Origin of the sequence: Burkholderia sp. AU19243 (assembly GCF_018148075.1) — a bacterium.
GTDB classification, from domain to species: Bacteria; Pseudomonadota; Gammaproteobacteria; order Burkholderiales; family Burkholderiaceae; genus Burkholderia; species Burkholderia latens_A.
This window is the reverse complement of sequence record NZ_JAGSTV010000018.1, coordinates 32,641-54,065: the sequence shown is the minus strand read 5'-3', so window position 1 is coordinate 54,065 and position 21,425 is coordinate 32,641. Positions and strand designations below refer to the sequence as shown.

At 68.8% G+C, this 21,425-nt stretch carries 20 protein-coding genes; 4 read left to right on the top strand and 16 right to left on the bottom strand.

The window, feature by feature from the left end; all coding sequences use genetic code 11:
* Positions 1-134: 134 nt before the first annotated feature.
* From KDW55_RS25740 to KDW55_RS25725, 4 genes are all read left to right on the top strand, one after another.
* Positions 135-890, top strand: coding sequence for a TetR/AcrR family transcriptional regulator (locus tag KDW55_RS25740; protein WP_040144693.1), 756 nt, complete (start codon positions 135-137; stop codon positions 888-890).
* Complete coding sequence (locus tag KDW55_RS25735) at positions 887-1,468, top strand: TIGR00730 family Rossman fold protein (RefSeq protein WP_040144694.1); 582 nt, start codon at positions 887-889, stop codon at positions 1,466-1,468. The genes KDW55_RS25740 and KDW55_RS25735 overlap by 4 nt, the downstream gene beginning before the upstream one ends.
* 22 nt (positions 1,469-1,490) lie before the next feature.
* Positions 1,491-2,252: an SDR family oxidoreductase gene (locus KDW55_RS25730; protein WP_212161585.1), complete on the top strand. Its 762-nt coding sequence runs from the start codon at positions 1,491-1,493 to the stop codon at positions 2,250-2,252.
* A gap of 226 nt (positions 2,253-2,478) precedes the next feature.
* The gene (locus KDW55_RS25725; RefSeq protein ID WP_212161583.1) at positions 2,479-4,371 is read left to right on the top strand and encodes a glycosyl transferase; all 1,893 of its coding nucleotides are present in this window, start codon (positions 2,479-2,481) and stop codon (positions 4,369-4,371) included.
* 120 nt (positions 4,372-4,491) lie between these two features.
* Here the strand turns inward: KDW55_RS25725 and KDW55_RS25720 are convergent, their stop codons facing one another.
* The 16 genes from KDW55_RS25720 to KDW55_RS25645 form a co-directional block, all read right to left on the bottom strand.
* Complete coding sequence (locus tag KDW55_RS25720) at positions 4,492-5,115, bottom strand: DUF924 family protein (protein WP_069241589.1); 624 nt, start codon at positions 5,113-5,115, stop codon at positions 4,492-4,494.
* The gene (locus KDW55_RS25715; RefSeq protein WP_212161582.1) at positions 5,112-5,843 is read right to left on the bottom strand and encodes an alanyl-tRNA editing protein; all 732 of its coding nucleotides are present in this window, start codon (positions 5,841-5,843) and stop codon (positions 5,112-5,114) included. Before KDW55_RS25715 ends, KDW55_RS25720 begins: the two co-directional genes overlap by 4 nt.
* A 102-nt stretch (positions 5,844-5,945) precedes the next feature.
* Positions 5,946-6,356 (bottom strand): group II truncated hemoglobin, encoded by a 411-nt coding sequence (locus KDW55_RS25710; RefSeq protein WP_040144698.1) that lies wholly within the window; start codon positions 6,354-6,356, stop codon positions 5,946-5,948.
* A gap of 42 nt (positions 6,357-6,398) precedes the next feature.
* Entirely contained in the window at positions 6,399-8,903 is a 2,505-nt protein-coding gene (locus tag KDW55_RS25705) for an FtsX-like permease family protein (protein ID WP_249174113.1), read from the bottom strand.
* 104 nt (positions 8,904-9,007) lie between these two features.
* Positions 9,008-9,625 carry a DUF4126 domain-containing protein gene (locus KDW55_RS25700; protein ID WP_040144699.1) on the bottom strand — a complete coding sequence of 206 codons (618 nt, stop codon included), beginning with the start codon at positions 9,623-9,625 and terminating at the stop codon, positions 9,008-9,010.
* A 234-nt stretch (positions 9,626-9,859) separates the two neighbouring features.
* Positions 9,860-10,180: a quaternary ammonium compound efflux SMR transporter SugE gene (gene sugE / locus KDW55_RS25695; protein ID WP_059546407.1), complete on the bottom strand. Its 321-nt coding sequence runs from the start codon at positions 10,178-10,180 to the stop codon at positions 9,860-9,862.
* Positions 10,181-10,351: 171 nt separating this feature from the next.
* Positions 10,352-10,642: a DUF333 domain-containing protein gene (locus tag KDW55_RS25690; protein WP_040144701.1), complete on the bottom strand. Its 291-nt coding sequence runs from the start codon at positions 10,640-10,642 to the stop codon at positions 10,352-10,354.
* A 156-nt stretch (positions 10,643-10,798) separates the two neighbouring features.
* Entirely contained in the window at positions 10,799-11,497 is a 699-nt protein-coding gene (gene kdpE, locus KDW55_RS25685) for a two-component system response regulator KdpE (RefSeq protein WP_040144702.1), read from the bottom strand.
* Positions 11,490-14,333 carry a DUF4118 domain-containing protein gene (locus tag KDW55_RS25680; protein ID WP_059546406.1) on the bottom strand — a complete coding sequence of 948 codons (2,844 nt, stop codon included), beginning with the start codon at positions 14,331-14,333 and terminating at the stop codon, positions 11,490-11,492. Before KDW55_RS25680 ends, kdpE begins: the two co-directional genes overlap by 8 nt.
* A 145-nt stretch (positions 14,334-14,478) precedes the next feature.
* Positions 14,479-15,060 carry a potassium-transporting ATPase subunit KdpC gene (gene kdpC / locus KDW55_RS25675; protein ID WP_040144704.1) on the bottom strand — a complete coding sequence of 194 codons (582 nt, stop codon included), beginning with the start codon at positions 15,058-15,060 and terminating at the stop codon, positions 14,479-14,481.
* Between the two features lie 27 nt (positions 15,061-15,087).
* Positions 15,088-17,199 (bottom strand): potassium-transporting ATPase subunit KdpB, encoded by a 2,112-nt coding sequence (gene kdpB / locus KDW55_RS25670; RefSeq protein ID WP_209824479.1) that lies wholly within the window; start codon positions 17,197-17,199, stop codon positions 15,088-15,090.
* Positions 17,200-17,242: 43 nt separating this feature from the next.
* A complete protein-coding gene (gene kdpA / locus KDW55_RS25665; RefSeq protein ID WP_212149614.1) occupies positions 17,243-19,048 on the bottom strand; it encodes a potassium-transporting ATPase subunit KdpA in 1,806 nt (601 codons plus the stop codon).
* Positions 19,045-19,137 (bottom strand): K(+)-transporting ATPase subunit F, encoded by a 93-nt coding sequence (gene kdpF, locus KDW55_RS25660; RefSeq protein ID WP_040144707.1) that lies wholly within the window; start codon positions 19,135-19,137, stop codon positions 19,045-19,047. Before kdpF ends, kdpA begins: the two co-directional genes overlap by 4 nt.
* Before the next feature lie 328 nt (positions 19,138-19,465).
* Positions 19,466-20,440: a quinone oxidoreductase gene (locus KDW55_RS25655; protein ID WP_069241593.1), complete on the bottom strand. Its 975-nt coding sequence runs from the start codon at positions 20,438-20,440 to the stop codon at positions 19,466-19,468.
* A gap of 125 nt (positions 20,441-20,565) precedes the next feature.
* Positions 20,566-20,820 (bottom strand): hypothetical protein, encoded by a 255-nt coding sequence (locus KDW55_RS25650; RefSeq protein ID WP_212149613.1) that lies wholly within the window; start codon positions 20,818-20,820, stop codon positions 20,566-20,568.
* Positions 20,821-20,978: 158 nt separating this feature from the next.
* Positions 20,979-21,371, bottom strand: coding sequence for a methylglyoxal synthase (locus tag KDW55_RS25645; protein WP_034208002.1), 393 nt, complete (start codon positions 21,369-21,371; stop codon positions 20,979-20,981).
* Positions 21,372-21,425 lie beyond the last annotated feature (54 nt).

Sequence of the window (21,425 nt, the reverse complement as noted above, 5' to 3'; positions counted from 1 at the left end):
CACGAAATGCGCCCGATGCGAGGAAACAGCGGTTTATAATCGTCGGCCAGACTTAGAACAGCAACCCGCGCCGGACGAATCTCGCAGCATCGATTGCAGCGCCCGCCAGTCCGGCATACACAGGGCCGGACGACATGGAAGCGAAACCTCCCCGCCGCACCCGCGAACGGATTCTCGAGTTGTCGTTGAAACTCTTCAACGAGATCGGCGAGCCGAACGTCACGACCACGACGATCGCCGAGGAAATGGAAATCAGTCCAGGCAACCTGTACTACCATTTCCGCAACAAGGACGACATCATCAACAGCATCTTCGCGCAGTTCGAGCAGCAGATCGAACGGCGGCTGCGCTTCCCCGAAGATCACCGTCCGACGATCGACGAAACCTGGTCTTACCTGCAGTACATGGCCGATTTCATGTGGACCTACCGGTTCCTGTATCGCGACCTGAACGACCTGCTCGCGCGCAATCGCACGCTCGAGACGCACTTCAAGCAGATCATCAGCCACAAGGTGCGCTTCGCGCACGACATGTGCGAGCTGCTCGTGTCCGACGCCGAAATGGTCGCGACGCCGGCCGAGATCGAGGTCATCGCGACGAACATGGCCGTGATCTCGACGTACTGGCTGTCGTATCAGTACGTGATGCATCCGCGCAAGTACAACGACCAGGACGCGATCCGAGAAGAGCTGCACCAGGTCAGCATGCACGTGATCTCGATCATGGCCCCGTACCTGCGCGGCCGGTCGCGCCAGCTGTTCGACGATCTCGTCTCCGGCAAGCTGCCGAAGCGCCAGTTCGCCGACTACCTGCCGCCGCGCGACGGTTCGCCGCGCCCGGCGGGCAGTCCGGTCGCCGCCAAGCCCGCCGCGAAGGATACGAAACAATGAAGGCAGTCTGCGTGTATTGCGGTTCGTCGTCCGGCGTGCGGCCCGTCTATGCGGATGCCGCGCGTGCATTCGGCCGCGCGCTCGTCGATGCCGGCCTCACGCTCGTCTACGGCGGCGGCCGCGTCGGCCTGATGGGCGTGATTGCCGATGAAGTGATGGCGGCCGGCGGCCGTGCGGTCGGCGTGATCCCCGAGCTCCTCGTCGACAAGGAAGTCGGCCATACGGGGCTCTCCGAGTTGCACGTCGTGCCCGACATGCACCACCGCAAGAAGATGATGGCCGACCTCGCCGACGCATTCGTCGCGATGCCCGGCGGCGCCGGCACGCTGGAAGAGCTGTTCGAAGTCTACACGTGGGCGCAGCTCGGCTATCACCGCAAGCCGGTCGCGTTGTACAACATCGATTCGTTCTACGATCCGCTGATCGCGCTGCTGCGCCATACCGTCGACGAAGGCTTCATGCGCCCCACCTACTTCGACGCACTGTGCATCGCTTCCGAGCCCGCCGCGCTGATCGAGCAGTTGCGCGGCTACCAGCCGCCCGCCCGCGACAAGTGGGCGCCGGACGCAGCCAAGTAACACCATTCCGGAACCGCCCGCGATGCCCGCACCGTCCGAGCGCAAAGTCGTCCTCATCACCGGCGCGAGCCGCGGCATCGGCCGCGCGACCGCGGTGCTGGCGGCCGCGCGCGGCTGGGACGTCGGCATCAACTACACACGCGACGCGGCGGCGGCCGAGCTGACCGCCGAGGCCGTGCGCGACGCCGGCGCCCGCGCGTGCGTGGTGGCCGGCGACGTCGCGAACGAAGCGGACGTTATCGCGATGTTCGACACCGTCACGGCTGCGTTCGGCCGCCTCGACGCGCTGGTCAACAATGCGGGGATCGTCGCACCGTCGACGCCGCTCGCCGACATGCCGCTCGACCGACTGCGCCGGATGTTCGACACCAACGTGCTCGGCGCGTATCTGTGCGCGCGCGAAGCCGCGCGCCGGCTGTCGACCGATCGCGGCGGGCGCGGCGGCGCGATCGTCAACGTATCGTCGATCGCGTCGCGGCTCGGGTCGCCGAACGAGTACGTCGACTACGCGGGCTCGAAGGGTGCGGTCGATTCGATGACGATCGGCCTCGCGAAGGAACTCGGCCCGCACGGCGTGCGCGTGAACGCGGTGCGCCCCGGCCTGATCGAGACCGACATCCATGCGAGCGGCGGCCAGCCGGGCCGCGCGGCACGTCTCGGCGCGCAGACGCCGCTTGGCAGGGCCGGCGCCGCGCACGAGGTCGCCGAAGCGATTGTCTGGCTGCTCGGCGACGCGGCGTCCTATACGACCGGTGCGCTGCTCGACGTCGGCGGCGGACGGTAATCGCACCCGTAAAGTGTCCCGGCGGGCCGCCGCGACCCGCCACGCGGTCACGACACCACAAATCTCCACAAAATCGTGAGCGTCCAGGTAAACATCCGTAACAGTTCCGTGCTTTACTAGCGCCGAACGCCAGCAGCCGTCATCCGGCTGTCATGTCGCGTCGATGTGACCCTAATGGTGCCGGCCCATGCCGCCGGACCAGCTTGACCCGAACGAGATCTTTTCCATGCCAGGAACCGCAGCGCCCGGCCGGCGACGCACGTCCGCGCCCGCTTCGGCGCACGCCCGATCCCCCGCCGATCCCGACCTCAGCACGACACTCCATGCCGCCGGCCCGTTCGCCGCGGCCGATACCGCCGCGCCCGGCGCAGCCCGCGATCGCATCCTGCGGCTCGGCTGGCGCGTGTGGATGCTGGTGGCAGCGCTGCTCTGCGCCTATACGCTGCCGGGCGTGCTCGGCCACGATCCGTGGAAGCAGGACGAAACCTATACGTTCGGCATCATCCAGCACATGCTCGAGACCGGCGACTTCGTCGTGCCGACCAACGCCGGGTTGCCGTTCATGGAAAAGCCGCCCCTCTACGCATGGGTCGCGACGAGTCTCGCATGGCTGTTGCAGCGCGTGATGCCGCTGCACGATGCCGCCCGGCTTGCGAGCGCGCTGTTCGCGGCGCTCGCATTCGGCTTCATCGCACGCGCGGCGCGCAGTGCGAGCCGCGCCGACAGCTGGCTGGACCTGCGCGTGATCGGGCCGGTCGTGCTGAGCGCCGGCACGCTCGTCGTCATCAAGCACGTGCACGACATGATCACGGATGTCGCGCTGTTCGCCGGCGCCGCGATCGGCTTTTGCGGACTGCTCGAACTCGTGATGCAGCACGTGGCACGCGGGCGGCAGGTGCAGCACGGGCTGCCGGTGCGGCCGGCCGGCCGGTGGGCCGCGCCGATGTTCGGCGCGGGCGTGGGCATCGCGCTGATGGCGAAGGGGCTGTTCGTGCCGCTCGTGTTCGCGGCCACCGTCGTGGGTACGATGGTGCTCTACCCCGCCTGCCGGACGCGCGCGTTCGCACGCTCGCTCGGCGTCGCCGCGCTCGTGTTCGCGCCGTTCGCGCTGATCTGGCCGACCGTGCTGTTCCTGCGCTCCGAGACGCTGTTCATGACGTGGTTCTGGGACAACAACGTCGGCCGCTTCTTCGGCTTCTCGGTGCCCGAACTCGGCGCCGAAAACGACAAGCCGCTCTTCATCCTGCGAGCATTCCTGCTGGTCGGTTTCCCGGTCGCGCCGCTCGCGATCGTCGCGCTCGCCCGCGGCACATGGCGCGACTGGCGCACGCCGCACATCGGGCTGCCGGTGCTGTTCGTGGGCATCGGCCTCGCGGTGCTGCAGGTATCGGCGACCTCGCGCCAGCTCTACATCCTGCCGTTCTTTGCGCCGCTCTCGCTGGTCGCCGCGCAGGCGATCGACCGCCTGCCGCGCGGGCTGCATCTCGCGTGGGACTACCTGAGCCGGCTGCTGTTCGGCACCGTCGTCGTGCTCGCGTGGGCGATCTGGGCGACGATGGCCGATCCGGGCGCGTCGCGTGCGAGCATCGCGCCGCTCGGCCGCTGGCTGCCGCTCGACTGGACGATGCCGATCGTGCCGGCGCTCGTGCTCGGCGCGCTCGTGCTGACGATCGGCTGGCTGACGCTGCTGCCGAAGCTGCGCACAACGGGCCCGTGGCGCGGCGCGCTGTCGTGGAGTGCGGGCGCGCTGGCCGCGTGGGGGCTCGTGTACACGCTGCTGCTGCCGTGGCTCGACGTCGCGAAGAGCTACCGGTCGGTGTTCGACGACCTGAACGCGCATCTCGCGCTCGAATGGAACGACGGCGACTGCATGGCGAGTCTGCACGGGCTCGGTGAATCCGAAGCACCAATGCTGTACTACTTCTCCGGCATCCAGCACACGCCGATTGACGACGCGAAGACCACGCGCTGCACGTGGATGATCGTCCAGGGCGTGCGGACCGTCGATCCGTCGCCGGGCAACGAATGGAAGCTGTTCTGGAGCGGCGCGCGCCCGGGCGACGACAAGGAAATGCTGCGCGTCTACGTGCGCACGCCCGAGCAACACAACGCGCCGTAACCGAACGCGGCGCCGCGCGGCGGCGACGTCGCCGCTCGGCCACGCGCGGGCCGAAGGCCGCCGCCCGCGACGCCAGAACGGGGACTCATGCCGGCCGCGCCGCTCGCCGCTGTCCCCGCGTCAAAACGACGACCCTGGCTGCCGCAGGAAGGCCGCTTCGTCGCCGGTAGACGCGCGGCCGAGGATCGCGTTCCGGTGCGGGAACCGGCCGAAGCGCTCGACGACGGCCGCATGACGTAACGCGAAGTCGTGATAGCTTTCGCATCCGGCCTCCCGACGAATGCCTGCGCACAGCCGCACCGCCTCGCGCTGGCTTTCGTCCGACTCGTCATGCTCGAACGGCAGGTATGCGAACGCACGATGGTGGCCGCTCGGCAACTGCGCGTCCCAACCTGCGGCGACGATGCGCCGCGCGAGCGCCAGCGCCTTCGGATCGGCGGCGAACGCGCGCGGCGTGCCGCGATGAATGTTGCGCGAGAACTGGTCGAGGACCACGATCAGCGCGAGCGCGCCGAGCGGCGTGCGGGCCCAGTGATCGCATGCGCCGTCGCATGCGGCGTCGAGCAGCGCGCCGTAACGCGCGCGCAGCACGTCGTCGAACGCCGCGCCGCCGTTGAACCACACGCTGCGTGCGTGGCCGAACGCCGCCGAATCCGGCGCACCAAACCAGAAATCGAGAATCTCGCGCGCTTGCGGATCGAGCGCGGCGGCGGCGTCCGCTCGCCCCGGGTTGTCGACCGTCATGCAAACTCCAGTACCAGGCGCCGTGTCCGCGCGCTCTTCTTTTCGAGCTTGGCGACCCGCAGGCCGCCGATTTCCGACGTGTTGCGCACGTGCGTGCCGCCGCACGGCTGCAGGTCGATGCCGTCGATCCGCAACAATCGCACGCGCCCGAGCCCCATCGGCGGCTTCACGCTCATCGTGCGCACGAGTTCGGGCCGTTCGGCCATCTCCGCGTCGGTGATCCATTCGGTCGTGACTGGATGCGCGCCGTGCACCAGCGCCGCGAGGCGACGTTCGACGTCGACGCGGTCGATCGCGTCCGACGTCGCGAAATCGAGCCGCACGTAGTCGGCCGTCACGCTGCAGCCGTCGACCGGATACGGCAGCACCGCGCACATCAGGTGCGCGGCGGTATGCAGCCGCATCCGCCGGTAGCGCTGCGGCCAGTCGATGGCCGCGACCACACGCATACCGGGCGTGAGCGACGCGACGCGCGCGTCCTGGCCGGCCGCAGGCACGTGCACCGCATCGTCGGGCGTCGCGCCGTCGAACTTCGCCTTGCGCGTATCGGCGATCGTGATCGCAATGCCGTCGGGCCGCGTCAGCGTGCCGCTGTCGCCGGCCTGGCCGCCGCCGAGCGGATAGAACACCGTGCGGTCGAGCCGGATGCCGTCGTCGCCGACGGCAACGACGATCGCGTCGCATTGCGTCAGGTATGCGTCTTCGCGAAACAAAGCCTGGGTGGTCATCGGACTCGCCTCGTATCGATCGGAAACAGTCAGTGTCGCGCCGCGTGGCGCTGCCGCCCAGACGCACATCGTCCTGCACCGGAACGGCAGCGTACCGGTCGATCAACCGGGCCGGTTGCGCATCCAGTCGGCCGTATCGTAGAACGAGTGCATCAGCCGTTCGCGCAGCGGCTCGGGCAGCCCGATGTCTTCCATCGCCCACGCCATGCAGCGCAGCCACTGATCCCGCTCGACCGACGCGATCGGGAACGGCAGGTGCCGTGCGCGCAGCCGCGGATGGCCGAACCGGCTGATGTAGTGATCGGGGCCGCCGAGCCAGCCGCACAGGAACCAGAACAGCTTGTCGCGCGAGCCGTCGAGCGACGCCGGATGCAGCGCGCGAATCTGCGCGAACTCGGGCTCCAGATCCATCAGGTCGTAAAAGCGGTCCACCATGTCGCGCACGCGGGCTTCGCCGCCCACGAGCTCGAACGCCGTCGGCTGCGACGGCGCCTCATCATTCACATCGGTCATACGGATAATCGGAAACGGGATGGTCGGGGTCGCCGGCAACGCTCATGCGTCGCGCAGCGACTGCAGCGCCGGGCGCCGCAGCACATTATGCAGGCTCAGCCAGCCGGCCGCACCGGCGCACGCGACGCCGGCCGCGATGCCCGCCGGCACGAGCCACGGATCGACGGCGAGCTGGAAGTCGAACACGCGCGACGCGAGCACCGAGCCGACCGCGATCGCGCCCAACGACGCCAGCAGGCCGGCCAGCGCGCCGACGACGATGAATTCGGCGCGCTGCACCGCATTCACCTGCGCGCGCGACGCGCCGAGCGCGCGCAGCAGCGCGGCCTCGCGCACGCGCTCGTCGCGCGAGCCGGCGAGCGCGGTGAAAAGCACGAGCACGCCGGCCGCGAGCGTGAACGCAAACAGGAACTGCACCGCGCCGACCACCTGCAGCATCATCCGCTGCAACTGCGCGAGGATCGGCGCGACGTCGATCGCGGTCAGATTCGGGTAGCGTGCGATCAGCGGATCGAGCAGCGCCGCCTGCGCAGCCGGCAGATGAAAGCTCGTGAGATAGACGGCCGGGAAGTCCTTCAGCACCGGCGGCGGCATCAGCACGAAAAAATTGACGCGGAACGAGCCCCAGTCGAGCTTGCGTACGCTGGTGATCGGCGCGTCGACCGTGAGCCCCGTCACGTCGAAACGCAGCGTGTCGCCAGGCTTCACGTTCAGCGTCTTCGCGAGCCCGGCCTCGATCGAAATCTGCGGACGCGACGACGTGCCGAACCAGTCGCCTTCGACGATCCGGTTGTCGGACGGCAACTCGGTCGTATACGACAGATTGAACTCGCGGTCGACGAGGCGGCGCGCTTCGTCGGACGGATACGCATCGGGGTTCACCGGCTTGCCGTTGATCGCGACGAGCCGCCCGCGCACCATCGGCGCGGGCACCGCGTCGCGCACGCCGTGCGCGGCGAGCCACGCGGCGACGTCGTCGCGCTGGTCGGGCTGGATGTCGATCAGGAACTGGTTCGGCGCATCGGGCGGCGTCGACTGCCGCCAGCCGGCAACCAGGTCGTTGCGCGTGATGGCGATCAGCAGCAGGCACATCAGTCCCAGCGCGAGGGCGGTGATCTGGAGCGCGCTCGCCGTGCCGCGCCGGTGCAGCGACGCGAGCGCGTAGCGCCATCCGATACCGGCCGCCACGCGTGCATTGCGTACCGCGCGCGCGGCCGCGTACAGCACGAGCCGCACGATCAGCGCGAAACCGGCCAGCGCGCCCGCGAACCCGCCGGCGACGATCAGGCCGAGCTTCAGGTTGCCCGCGGCGATGACGAGCAGTGCGGCGAACAGCATGACGCCGAGCGCATACGCGGCCCACGCGGTGCGCGACGCATCGCCCCAGTCGCGGCGCAGCACGCGCACCGGCGGCACGCGAGTGAGCGGCGCCAGCGGCGGCAAAGCGAAGCCGAGCAGCAGCACGAGCGCGGCGCCGATTCCGACGAGCGCCGGCCACGGTGTCGGCGACGGCAGCACGACGTCGATCAGGCTGCCGAGCGCGGCAAGCAGCGCCCAGTGGCCGCCGTAGCCAAGCACCGCGCCCGCGACGCCCGACACGATGCCGATGCCGGCAAATTCGAGTGCGAACAGCGCGCCGAGTGTGCGGCGGCTCACACCGAGACAGCGCATCGTCGCGCAGCCGTCGAGATGGCGCCGCATGTAGCGCTGCGCGGCCATCGCGATCGCGACCGCCGCGAGCAGTGCGGTCAGCAGCGCGACGAGCGTCAGGAAATGACGCGCGCGGTCGAGCGTCTGGCGCACCTGCGGCTGGCCTTCCTGAAGCGATTCGAGGCCGACGCCGCGCAGCTTGCCGCCGTCGACGCGACCGTGCGCATAGGCCTCGAAGCGCGCAACGGCCTGCGCGTTTCCGGCAACCAGCAGCCGGTACGTGACGCGGCTGCCGTACCCGGTGAGCCCGGTGGCCGCGAGCTCGTCCGCACGCATCATCAGCCGCGGCGAGAAATTGACGAACGAGAAGCCGCGATCGAGTTCGCGGGAAATCGACGCGGCGACCGTGAACGTGCGCAGGCCGACCCGCACGGTGTCGCCCGCCTTCAGATGCAGCGCATCGAGCAGCGCGGGATCGGCCCATACGGTGCCGGGCGCGGGGATCGCGTCCGCCTTCAGCGCAGCCTGCGCGCCGGCCGGCACGATCTCGACCGCGCCGCGCAACGGATAGCCGGCAGACACTGCTTTCACGGCCGCGAGGCGCGACGGCGCCGCGCCGCCCGCGGGCCCCGGGGCGGCCGGCGCGATCATGCTCGGGAAAATCGCGGTCGTCGCGGTACGCAGCCCGAGCGAGCGAGCCTCGCGATCGAACGACGGGTCGACGGGATGATCGGCGCGCACGACGAAATCGGCGCCGAGCATCTGGCGCGCGTCGCGCTCGAGCCCCTGGCGCAAGCGATCGGCGAGAAAGCCGACGCTCGTCAGCGCGGCGACGGCCAGCACCAGTGCCAGCACGAGCAGCGTGAGTTCGCCGGCGCGCCAGTCGCGTGCGGTCATGCGCGCGGCCTGCCGGATCAGATCGTGCCAGCCGAAGCGGCCGGCATGGGCGTGACGCCCGGCCGACGGATCAGCGTACTGCCGCTCGACGGATGGCGGCGCCTTCAATCGCGCTTGCCTCCGATCGAATTGAGCCGCGACACCATATGATTCGCCATCCCGCGGAAACCGCCCGACACGCCACGCCACAGACGCGGCAACGCCCACGCCGACGCCGCGATGAACGCCGCGAGCAGCACCAGGAACGCGAGCGGCACGAAGAATGCGAGCGCGAGGCCGCCGAACACGAGCCCGTCCTCGGTGGACGATGCGACCCAGTTCGAGATCGGCTCGGGAGACAGGTTGATCAACGCGCGCGTGCCGGCCTTCGCGACGTGCGCGGCACCGGCGAGCGAGCCCCCGGCCAGCCCCGCGACCGCGAGCACGGTCGGATCGGCATGGCCGAGCGCGCCGGCGGCCAGCACCGCGCCTGCCGGAATGCGGATGAACGTGTGCACGGCGTCCCACAGCGAGTCGAACGCGGGAATTTTGTCGGCGAGGAATTCGGTGACGGCGAGCACCGCGGCGGCGCCGATCACCCACGGCGACGTCAGCACCGCGAGCGTATCGGGCAGATGCAGCCAGCCGACCCGCGCGAGCACGCCGGCGATCAGCACCGTCAGATAAAGGCGCAGCCCGCTCGCCCACGCGAGCCCCGCGCCGAGCGAAATGGCTTCGATCATGGCCCTCTCCTTGCACTTTCCGTGCGTTTTGCCGATTGATCGGATCGAGTCGGTATGACCGGCCGCGGGGCGCGTGGCGACCAGCACCGCGTGCCGCGAACGGCACGACGGCATTCAGGCCCGAATGCGTTCCATTATAGACAGGCTATCGGCACGGCCGGCGCAATTCCGCAGTGCGTCAGGGCCGGATGCGTGCCGGTTGTCCGGCGCGCCGGCATGCCATGTCAGGCGGCCTCAGGTGGCCGACGACAGTTTCAGGCCGATCAGCCCGATCACGATCAACGATGCACTCGCGACGCGGGCGACGGTCAACGCCTCGCCCATCACCACGATGCCGAACACGAACGCGCCGATCGCGCCGATGCCCGTCCATACCGCATAGGCGGTGCCGAGCGGCAACTGGCGCATCGCGACCGCGAGCAGCGCGAAGCTGGCGAGCGCCGTCACGATCGTCAACACCGACGGTCCGAGTTTCGTGAAGCCCTCGGACGATTTCATGCCGGCCGCCCAGGCCACTTCCAGCAAACCGGCGATCAACAACAATACCCACGCCATCGCGACGTACTCCGTATCGGATGGGGCCGTCCCCGTTGAAGCGAATGGCCCGGGGCCGTCCCCGGGCGGCGGCGAGTATAACAAGGCGCTTACGGCGGCGCCGGATGCCGCCGGCGCCGGCCGCTGCGGGCCTGGGCAGGTCATGGCGGGGAAAGCGCCCGCCCGCCTGGTTCAGCCGCTCTTCGACGCGCGCTTCGCGCCGACACCGCCGACGCAGCGATCGTCGCGGTACAGCGCCCATTCGTCGCACACGCGGCCGTCCTTGAACACGCACATGCCGACCTGCCCGCGCGGCAGGTCGCGAATCACGTGACGGCCGCCGAGTTTCTCGCAATTGACCGACGCGGGATTGGCGAGCGCCGCACGCGGCGCAGAAGGCTGCTGGCCCGGCGGCAGCGGCTGCGCGAACGCGCCCGATGCAGCAAGCGCCAGCGCAGCGATAACGATCAGACGGACGGACATTGCACGCTCCTCGGATGCGTTCGCGGAACGATCAGCATAGCGGGGAATGCGCAAGCGGTGTAAGCAGCCGTGCCGGCGGCCGCAATGTCGCGCCGAAGCCACTGCACCGCCGTGCGGCGTGACATTCCGGCCGCATCGCGCCGCACGCCGCGCACGTCATGCGGCGCCGACGAGCCGGTAGCCGACGCCCGTTTCGGTGACGATGTGCTCCGGCTGCGCGGGATCGCGCTCGAGCTTCTGGCGCAAATGCGCCATGTAGATGCGCAGATAGTGAGGGCTCTCGACGTGCGACGGCCCCCACACGTCGCGCAGCAGCTGGCGGTGCGTAAGCACGCGCCCCGCGTGCCGCACGAGCGTCGCGAGCAACCGGTACTCGAGCGGTGTGAGATGCACGATCTCGCCGTCGCGCCACACCTGGCGCAGCGCGAGATCGACCGTCACGTTGCCGAAACCGACCTTCGGCGACTCGTTGGCGCCCCCCTGGTTGCGCCGGCGCAGCTGCGCGCGAATCCGCGCGCGCAACTCGGACACCCCGAACGGCTTCGTCAAATAGTCGTCGGCGCCCGCGTCGAGTGCGGCCACCTTCTCCTCTTCCTGCGTGCGCGCCGACAGCACGATGACCGGTACGTCGGACCAGCCGCGCAATTCGCGGATCACGTCGATGCCGTCGGTATCGGGCAGCCCGAGGTCGACGATCACGAGATCGGGCTTGCGGGTCGCCGCATCGATCAGCCCCTGCTTGCCCGTCTCCGCGTCGAACACGGCAATGTCCTCCTCCTCGAGCGCGGCGCGCACGAAGCGGCGGATCTGTTTTTCGTCCTCGATCAGGACGACGGTCAGGCTCGGTTCACTCATGGTCTGGCAACGGCTCGGAAGAAGGCGACGCGCCGGGCGCGTCGAGGTCGTCGTCGGGTACCGCAGGCGCGGGCGGCGGCGTGTCGACCGGCAGCGTGAACCAGAAGCGCGCGCCGGCCACGCGGCCGTCGGGCCCGGTACGGTTGAGCGCGCCGATTGTACCGCCGTGCGCGTCGACGATCGCGCGACAGATCGCGAGGCCCAGGCCGATACCGGGCGTCGCAGATTCCTTCTCGCCGCGCGTGAACTTGTCGAAGATCCGCGTTTCCATCCCGGGCGGCAGGCCGGGGCCGTAATCGTCAACGTGCACGCGCACGAACGCGCGGCCGTCGTCGGTCACGCGTTCGGCGCCGATGTCGATCGGCGTGTCGGCCGGCGTGTACTTCGCCGCGTTTTCGAACAGGTTCGCGAACAGCCGCTCCATCAGCACCGCATCCGTCTGCAGCAGCGGCAGGTCGGCCGGCAGCGCGACGCGCACCGGATGGCGCGCGAGCACGCGCTTGCACGCGGCGAGCGCGGCGCCGACGGTTTCCTCCAGCACCGACCACTGACGCTTGAGCTGCAGGCTGCCGGCCTGCAGCCGCGCCATGTCGAGCAGATTCGTGACGATGCCGGTCATCCGCAGCGCCTCGTCGTGGATCGCGTCGACCAGCTCGGCTTCGCGTTGCGCGGCACGTTCCGCCGCCGCGTCGTCAGTCGATGCACGGGCCGCGCGCCCGTTCGCGAGCATCGACGAGAAACCGACGATCGTGGTGAGCGGCGTGCGCAGGTCGTGCGAGATCGCCGACAGCAGCGAATTGCGCAGCCGCTCGGATTCCATGTTGACGAGCGCGTCGCGCGCGATCTCGACGTAGTGCACGCGTTCGAGTGCAAGTGCGATCTGCGCCGCGAACGCATCGAGCATCCGCTGCTGTTCCGGCACCTCGAGTTCGCGCGGCTCGCGCGATGCGACCGCGAGCACGCCGCGCGTGCGCATCGGCGCCTTCAGCGGCAGGTACAACGCAGCGGTCGCGGGCAGCGTGTCGGTGCCGCGGCCGGCCGGCTTCTGCTGGTCGTACACCCACTGGCCGACATCGCTGTCGAGCTCCGGGCCGGTCAGCGTCACGGCCGCGTCGGGCTCTTCGATCTTCTGCCGCACCTGGTCAGCGCTGTCCGGCAGCAGGAACGCGACGCGCGCGCGAAACACCTCGCTGACGTGCCGGCTGCCGATCTCGACGATCTGCTCGGTCGTCAGCGCCGCGCCGAGTTCGCGCGCCATCGCGTAGATCGCGCCCGTGCGGCGCTCGCGATGCTGCGCGACGCTCGCCTGACGCGTGAGCGTCGACGTCAGATGGCTGATCACGAGCGACGTGAGCAGCATCCCGAAGAAGGTCAGCAGGTATTGCGTGTCGCTGACCGAGAACGACATCCGCGGCGGCACGAAGAAGAAGTCGAACGCGGCCACCGACAGGAACGACTGCAGCACGCCCGGCCCGCGCCCGAGCCGCACGGCCGAGAACACGACGCCAAGCAGATACAGCATCACGAGGTTCGTCAGGTCCAGCCGCGCGGACACGATGCTCGCGACACCGGTGATCGCCGCGCAGATCGCGGCCGCATACACATAATGGCGCGGCGGCGAACGCCGCATGCCGAACTGCGCGAACGCGTCGCGCCAGTCGCGGGCGCGCGCGTCGCGCGGCGCCGCACGTGCGTCGTCGGTCGCGGATGCGCGGATCAGCATCAGGTCGACGTCGCCCGCGCGCTCGGCGAGCCGCTCGCCGAACGGCCGAGCGAAGCGGCGGGCGAGCCCGACCTTCGACGAGCCGCCGGCCACGATCTTCGACACGTTGCGCACCTTCGCATAACCGATCAGCGCGGCGAGCGCGTCGTCGCCGGCAAGCGTGGCCGTCTCGGCGCCCAGCTCGGCCGCGAGCTTCAGCGCGTCGAGCGTGCGCTGCCGGCGCGCGTCGGGCAGCCGCTGCAGCCGCGGCGTCTCGACGTACACGGCGATCCAGTCGGCCTTCACGCTCGCTGCAAGCCGCGCGGCCGCGCGCACGAGCGTGGGCGCTTCCGGGCCGGGCCCGACGCAGACGAGCAACCGCTCGCGCGCCTGCCAGATGCGCTGGATCGAACGGTCCGCGCGGTACTCGCGCATCTGAGCGTCGACGCGATCGGCCGTGCGCCGCAGCGCGAGTTCGCGCAATGCGATCAGGTTGCCCTTGCGGAAGAAATTGCGCACCGCGCGCTCGGCCTGCTGCGCGAGATAGACCTTGCCGTCGCGCATCCGCTCGAGCAGTTCCTCGGCGGGCAGGTCGACCAGCGTGACTTCGTCGGCCGCATCGAATACACGATCGGGCACGGTTTCCCACACGCGAATGCCGGTGATCGCACCGACCACGTCGTTCAGGCTTTCGAGATGCTGGACGTTGACCGTCGTGTACACGTCGATGCCCGCGTCGAGCAGTTCGTAGACGTCCTGCCAGCGCTTCAGATGCCGTGCGCCCTGCACGTTCGAATGCGCGAGTTCGTCGACGAGGATCAGCTGCGGCGCACGCGCAAGCGCGGCGTCGAGATCGAACTCCGTGAGCGTGCGGCCGCGATATTCGATGTGCGCGAGCGGCAGCACGTCGAAGCCGTCGAGCAGCGCCGCAGTTTCGGCGCGGCCGTGCGTCTCGACGATCCCGACGACGACGTCGACGCCGTCCTGCAGCCGCTGGCGCGCGGCCTGCAGCATCGCGTAGGTCTTGCCGACACCGGCGGACGCGCCGAAGAAGATCTTCAGCTGGCCGCGCCGCTGCTTTTCTTCATCGCGCTGCAGCTTGTCGAGGAGTTGGTCGGGATCGGGGCGGTTCATGCGTCAGGATGGCAAAGCGCCGGATGGCGCGCGAGATACACGCATTGTGGTTCCAAATCGCTGCAAAACGCAAAGACGGCGCATGCGCCGCCGGTCGATGCCGGCGCGGCGCGCAGCATGCCGCGCCGCGCCGCGGCGCCCGCGCTCAGTGCGCGGCTTGCGCCGCGTCGAGCGCGAGGTTCAGCTTCAGCACGTTCACGCGCGGCTCGCCGAGTACGCCGAACTGGCGGCCCGTCGTGTTCTCGGCGACGAGTTGCGCGACCGCGTCGGTCGTGAGCTTGCGCGCCTTCGCGACGCGCTCGACCTGATACGCGGCGGCAGCCGGCGTGATCTCCGGATCGAGGCCGCTCGCCGACGCCGTCACGAGGTCGGCCGGCACCGGCTTCGACAGATCGGTGCCCGCGTCGCGCAACGCGGCGATGCGCGCCTTCACCTGGTCGGCGAGCGACGGGTTCAGCGGCCCGAGGTTCGAGCCGCCGGAGCCGGTCGCGTTGTACGGCATCGGCGAGGTGGCCGACAGCCGGCCCCAGAAGTACTTCGGCGCGTCGAACTGCTGGCCGATCAGCGCGGAACCGACGACCTTGCCGTCGTGCTCGATCAGGCTGCCGTTCGCCTGCGATGGAAATACGGCCTGACCGAACACGGTCATCACGGCCGGGTAAGCGAGCCCCGTCACGGCGGTCAGCACGACGAAGATCACGACGAGGGGGCGAATCAGCGTTTTCATGGTGGTGTTTCCTTCAGGTGCCGCGCATCAGGCCCAGCCCAGGGCGGCGAGCGTCATGTCGATCAGCTTGATGAACGGGAACGGCAGCAGCATGCCGCCGAGGCCGTACACCAGCAGGTTGCGGCGCAACAGCGACGCGGCGCCGAGCGGCCGGTACGTGACGCCCTTCAGCGCGAGCGGGATCAGCGCGACGATGATCAGCGCGTTGAAGATCACCGCCGACAGGATCGCCGACGCGGGCGACGTCAGATGCATGATGTCGAGCACCTTCAGTTGCGGGTACGTCGTCACGAACGCGGCCGGGATGATCGCGAAATACTTCGCGATGTCGTTCGCGATCGAGAACGTCGTCAGCGAGCCGCGCGTCATCAGCATCTGCTTGCCGATCTCGACGATCTCGATCAGCTTGGTCGGATTCGAATCGAGGTCGACCATGTTGCCGGCCTCCTTCGCCGCCTGCGTGCCGGTATTCATCGCGACTGCGACGTCGGCCTGCGCGAGCGCCGGCGCGTCGTTGGTGCCGTCGCCCGTCATCGCGACGAGGCGCCCGGCCGCCTGGTGCTCGCGAATCGTCGCGAGCTTGGTTTCCGGCGTCGCTTCCGCGAGGAAGTCGTCGACGCCCGCCTCCGCCGCGATCGCCGCGGCCGTCAGCCGGTTGTCGCCCGTCACCATTACCGTCTTGATGCCCATCTTGCGCAGCTCGGCGAAGCGCTCCTTGATGCCGCCCTTCACGATGTCCTTGAGCTCGATCACGCCGAGCACGCGCGCAACGCCGTCCTGCAGCTCGGCCACGACGAGCGGCGTGCTGCCGCGGCGCGCGACGTCGTCCACCGCGCGGCGCACTTCTTCGGGGAAGCGGCTGCCGTGGGTCTCGACGTAGCGGCGGATCGCATCGGCCGCGCCCTTGCGGATCTCGCGGCCGGGCGCCCCGGACGAAGTTCCCTGCGGAGCCAGATCGACGCCGCTCATCCGCGTCTGCGCGGAAAAGCCGATGAACGTCGCGTGCAGTTGCGCCATGTCGCGCTGACGGATGTTGAAGCGCTCCTTCGCGAGCACCACGATGCTGCGGCCTTCCGGCGTTTCATCGGCGAGCGACGACAGCTGCGCGGCGTCCGCGAGCGCTTCCTCGGTCACACCCGGCGCGGGCACGAACGCCGACGCCTGCCGGTTGCCGAGCGTGATCGTGCCGGTCTTGTCGAGCAGCAGCACGTCGACGTCGCCAGCCGCTTCCACCGCGCGGCCCGACGTTGCGATCACGTTCGCCTGCATCATCCGGCTCATCCCGGCCACGCCGATCGCGGACAGCAGGCCGCCGATCGTCGTCGGAATCAGGCACACGAGCAGCGCGACGAGCGCGGTAATCGTCACCACGTGGCCGGACTTCATTGCCTCGACCGAGAACATCGAGAACGGCAGCAGCGTCGCGGTCGCGAGCAGCATCACGATGGTCAGCGCGACGAGCAGGATCGTCAGCGCGACTTCGTTCGGCGTCTTCTTGCGCTTCGCGCCTTCGACCATCGCGATCATCCGGTCGAGGAATGCCTCGCCGGGGTTCGCGGTGACCGTCACGACGATCCAGTCGGACAGCACGCGCGTGCCACCCGTCACCGACGAGAAGTCGCCGCCCGACTCCCGGATCACCGGCGCGGATTCGCCGGTAATCGCCGATTCGTCGACCGATGCGACGCCGTCGACGACTTCGCCGTCGGCCGGGATCACGTCGCCGGCCTCGACCAGCACGACGTCGCCCTTGCGCAGTTCGGACGCGGTCGTGATGCGGATCGGCGACTTCGGGTGCGGCTCGTTCAGCTTCTTCGCCATCACGTCCTTCTTCGCGCTGCGCAGCGACGCAGCCTGCGCCTTCGAACGCCCTTCGGCGAGCGCTTCGGCGAAGTTCGCGAACAGCACGGTGAACCACAGCCACAGCGCGATCGCCAGGATGAAGCCGGCCGGCGCCTCGGCCTGGCCCGACAGCGCCGCGACCCACAGGATCGTGGTGAGGATGCTGCCGACGTACACGCAGAACATCACCGGGTTGCGAAACTGCGTGCGCGGCGTGAGTTTCTTGAACGAATCCACGATCGCCGGACGCAGCAGCGCGGGATCGAACATGGATCGTGTTGCGGAATGTTGAGTCATTGCGATCTCTTCAACTTTTTCAATGTATCGCCATGCGGACGGGTCAGGCACCCAGCCACATCATCAAATGCTCGACGCCCGGGCCGAGCGCGAGCGCCGGCACGTAGGTCAGTGCGCCCACCAGCATCACGGTGCCGAGCAACAGCACGACGAACAACGGACCGTGTGTCGGCAGCGTGCCGCCCGTCACCGCGATGCGCTTCTTCGCGGCGAGCGAGCCGGCGATCGCCAGCACCGGCACGATCGTGCCGAAGCGGCCGAACCACATCGCGATCGCGGTCATCCAGTTGTAGAACGGCGTGCCGACCGTCAGGCCCGCGAACGCACTGCCGTTGTTGTTGGCGGCCGAGCTGAACGCATAGAGGATCTCCGAGAAGCCGTGCGGGCCCGGGTTCGCGATGCCTGCCTTGCCCGCATCGGCGAGCACGGCGATCGACGTGCCGACCAGCACGAGCAGCGGCGTGAGCAGCACGACGATCGACACCATCTTCATCTCGTACGACTCGATCTTCTTGCCGACGTATTCGGGCGTGCGGCCGATCATCAGGCCGGCGACGAACACCGCGAGCAGCGCGAACACGAGCATCCCGTAGAGGCCGGAGCCGACGCCGCCGTAGATCACTTCTCCGAGCTGCATCAACAGCATCGGCACGAGACCGCCGAGCGGCGTCAGCGAGTCGTGCATCGTGTCGACGGCGCCGCATGACGCGGCCGTCGTCGCGACCGTGAAGATGCCGGTCTGCGCGATCCCGAAGCGCGTTTCCTTGCCTTCCATGTTGCCGCCCGGCTGCAGCGCGCTCGCCGACTGGTCGACGTTGAGCGCGGCGAGCGTCGGGGTGCCGCGCTGCTCGGCACCGATCTCGACGCCGACCGCGACCGCGAACGCAACCGTCATCGCCGCGAGCACCGCGATGCCCTGCCGCCGGTCGCCGATCATCCGGCCGAACACGAGACAAAGCGCGGCCGGAATGATCAGGATCGCGAAGATCTGCACGAAGTTCGTGAACGGCGTCGGGTTCTCGTACGGATGCGCGGAGTTCGCGTTGAAGAACCCGCCGCCGTTGGTGCCGAGCATCTTGATCGCTTCCTGCGAAGCGACCGGGCCCATCGCGAGCGTCTGCTTCACGAGCGGGGTCGGCACCGTGACCGGATTGCCCTTGTCGTCCTTCACCGGATTGCCCTGCGCGTCGAGCTTCGGCGCCGCGTAGGTGCTCGCCTGCAGCACCGGCACGTCCTGGTACGCCTTCATGTTCTGGATCACGCCCTGGCTCATCAGCAGCCCGGCGATCACGACCGCCATCGGCACGAGCACGTACAGCGTCACGCGCGTGAGGTCGACCCAGAAGTTGCCGATCGTCTGCGCCGTGTGACGTGCGAAGCCGCGGATCAGCGCGATCACGACGACGATGCCGGTCGCCGCCGACAGGAAGTTCTGCACGGTCAGGCCGAGCATCTGCGTCAGGTAGCTGACGGTCTGCTCGGGCGTGTAGTCCTGCCAGTTCGTGTTGGTGACGAAGCTGACGGCCGTGTTGAATGCACCGTCGACGGTCATCGCGCCGAACTGCTGCGGGTTGCCCGGCAGCACGCCCTGCAGCCGCAGCAGGCCGTAGAGGAACAGCGCGCCGAACGCATTGAACGCGATCGTCGCGAGCGCGTATTGCTTCCACGTCATTTCGGTGCCGGCATCGACGCCGGCGATCCGGTACAGCGCGCGCTCGAGCGGCCCGAACACGCGCACCGCGCGCGAGCTGCCGTCCATCACGGCGGTCAGGTAGCGCGCGACCGGCACGGCCGCGGCGAGCAGCACGACGATGAATAGCAACGTCTGCAACAGGTTGTTCGCGTTCATTCGATGTCCTCCGCGCGCAGCAGCGCAAACACGAGATACGCGAACAGCAGCGCCGTCGAGGCGCCGGCCAGCCAAAGCATCCAGCTCATGCGCGCCCCCCGCGGCCGTATTGCGCAAGCTTGTCGCAACCGGCAATCAAACCGAGGATCAGCGCGGTGAAGACCACCAGTGCGCCGATGAAAACCCCATCCATTTTTGTTCTCCGTCGTCGAAATCTGACGACTCGAACGTTATGGGAATGCGCGTAAAGGGCGGGTCAAAGGTGCTCGGGCGCGTATAAAAAACGCGTAAACGCACGCGGCGGAGGGCGGCTGGCGGAATGCCCGGCGGGACTGCGTGCGCAGCGACGGACGGGCGGCACGCCGGTGCCGCCCGCAACGGGACGTGCCGGCGTGATGCCGGCACGAGCGGGGTGCGTCAGGGAACGAGGATCGTCGAGCCGGTCGTCTTGCGCGACTCGAGGTCGGCATGCGCGCGGCCGACTTCGGCGAGCGGATAGCGCTGATTGATGCTGGTCTTCACCTTGCCCGACAGGATCACGTCGAACAGCTCGGCAGCCGCGCCTTCGAGATCGGCGCGCTTCGCGATGTACGAGAACAGCGTCGGCCGCGTGAAGAACAGCGAGCCGCGCGACGAAAACTCCTTCGAGTCGATCGGCGGCAGCGGGCCCGACGCATTGCCGAAGCTGACGAAGTAGCCGAGCGGCGCGAGACAGTCGAGCGAACCGATGTAGGTGTCCTTGCCGATCGAATCGTAGACGACCGGTACACCTGCACCGTTCGTGATCTCCTTTACGCGCTGCGTGAAATTCTCGCGCGTGTAGACGACCGGATGATCGCAGCCGTGCGCCTTCGCGAGCGCGGCCTTCTCGTCGGACCCGACCGTGCCGATCACGGTCGCGCCGAGCGCCTTCGCCCATTGGCACACGAGCAGGCCGACGCCGCCCGCGGCCGCATGAATCAGGATCGTGTCGCCTGCCTTCACCGGATACGTGCGGCGCAGCAGGTAGTGCGCGGTCAGTCCCTGCAGCATCACGGATGCCGCGTCGTCGTAGCTGATCCCGTCCGGCAGCTTGACCAGGCGCTCGGCCGGCATCACGCGCTCCTGCGCATATGCGCCCGGCGGCTGGCCGACGTAGGCGACGCGGTCGCCGGCCTTGAACGCGGTCACGCCATCGCCGACGGCCGTCACCTCGCCCGCCGCCTCCATCCCGAGCCCGCCGGGCAGCGGCTGCGGATAAAGGCCGGTGCGGAAATAGACGTCGATGTAGTTGAGCCCGACCGCATGCTGCCGGATGCGGACTTCACCCGCCTTCGGCGCGCCGACTTCGACGTCGACCCACTTCATCACGTCCGGGCCGCCGGGATGGTCGTATCGGATTGCTTTCGGCATCGTTTCGCTCCTTGTTGGTCAGGAAATCGTGTTCGGCAAATACGGCTACATCGTCGCCGCTCGATGCATGCGAGCGGCGGACGTAGCGAACGATTCTCGCGCGTGCTGCGCGGTCATGCACCGTGTCACCGCAATCCCTTCACATCGTCAGGGTTTTCGCGATCAATGGCGCCGACAAACCATGCGCGCGGGGCCGCAGCTTTGAGCAGGTCGCTGGATTCGTTCGAAATCGCATTCGCGCCAATGACGGTCGTCGCACTGCGACTTGCGGGATTCATCGCGTTGCCGAGCCGGACGAACGTCGACTTTGCCTGCGACGGCCTGGCCTGACTGCCGCCGCGGGTCCCCGCGTGGCAGTCGGCGCGCGACAAGTCCAACACAGCGCATCGCCGCACGTGGTCAGGTTATCCACAGCTTGCGACGGGCCGGTCGGTTGACCCGCGTCCTGCCGCGCACATTTACGAGATGACGGCCGCGCAACGTGGCCGTTTGCCAACCCGATCATCCGCCGGATCCGAATTCGTGCACCGCTGCCTGCCTAGCACACGTCCTGCATGTTGCGCGCCAGATCGTCGAGCAGCATCCGCGCGGTCGCGACGTTGGTCGCAACCGGCACGTCGTGCACGTCGCATGCACGCACCAGCGCGGTGATGTCCGGATCGTGCGGCTGCGCGGTCATCGGATCGCGCAGGAACACGACGATGTCGACCCGGCCATCGGCGAGTTCGGCACCGATCTGCAAGTCGCCGCCGAGCGGCCCCGACAGCTTGCGCTCGACGTCGAGCCCGTGTGCGGCGGCGATGCGGCCGCCCGTCGTGCCGGTCGCAACCAGCCTGCATTGCGCGAGCGTCTCGCGGTACTGGCCCGCGAGCGCAACGATCTCGTCCTTCTTCGCGTCGTGCGCGATCAATGCGATGCGGGGTTTGCTCATCTCCGGTTCCTTCGTCGTTCAGTGGTTGTCGTCATCGTGAATGGTGCGGCGCGG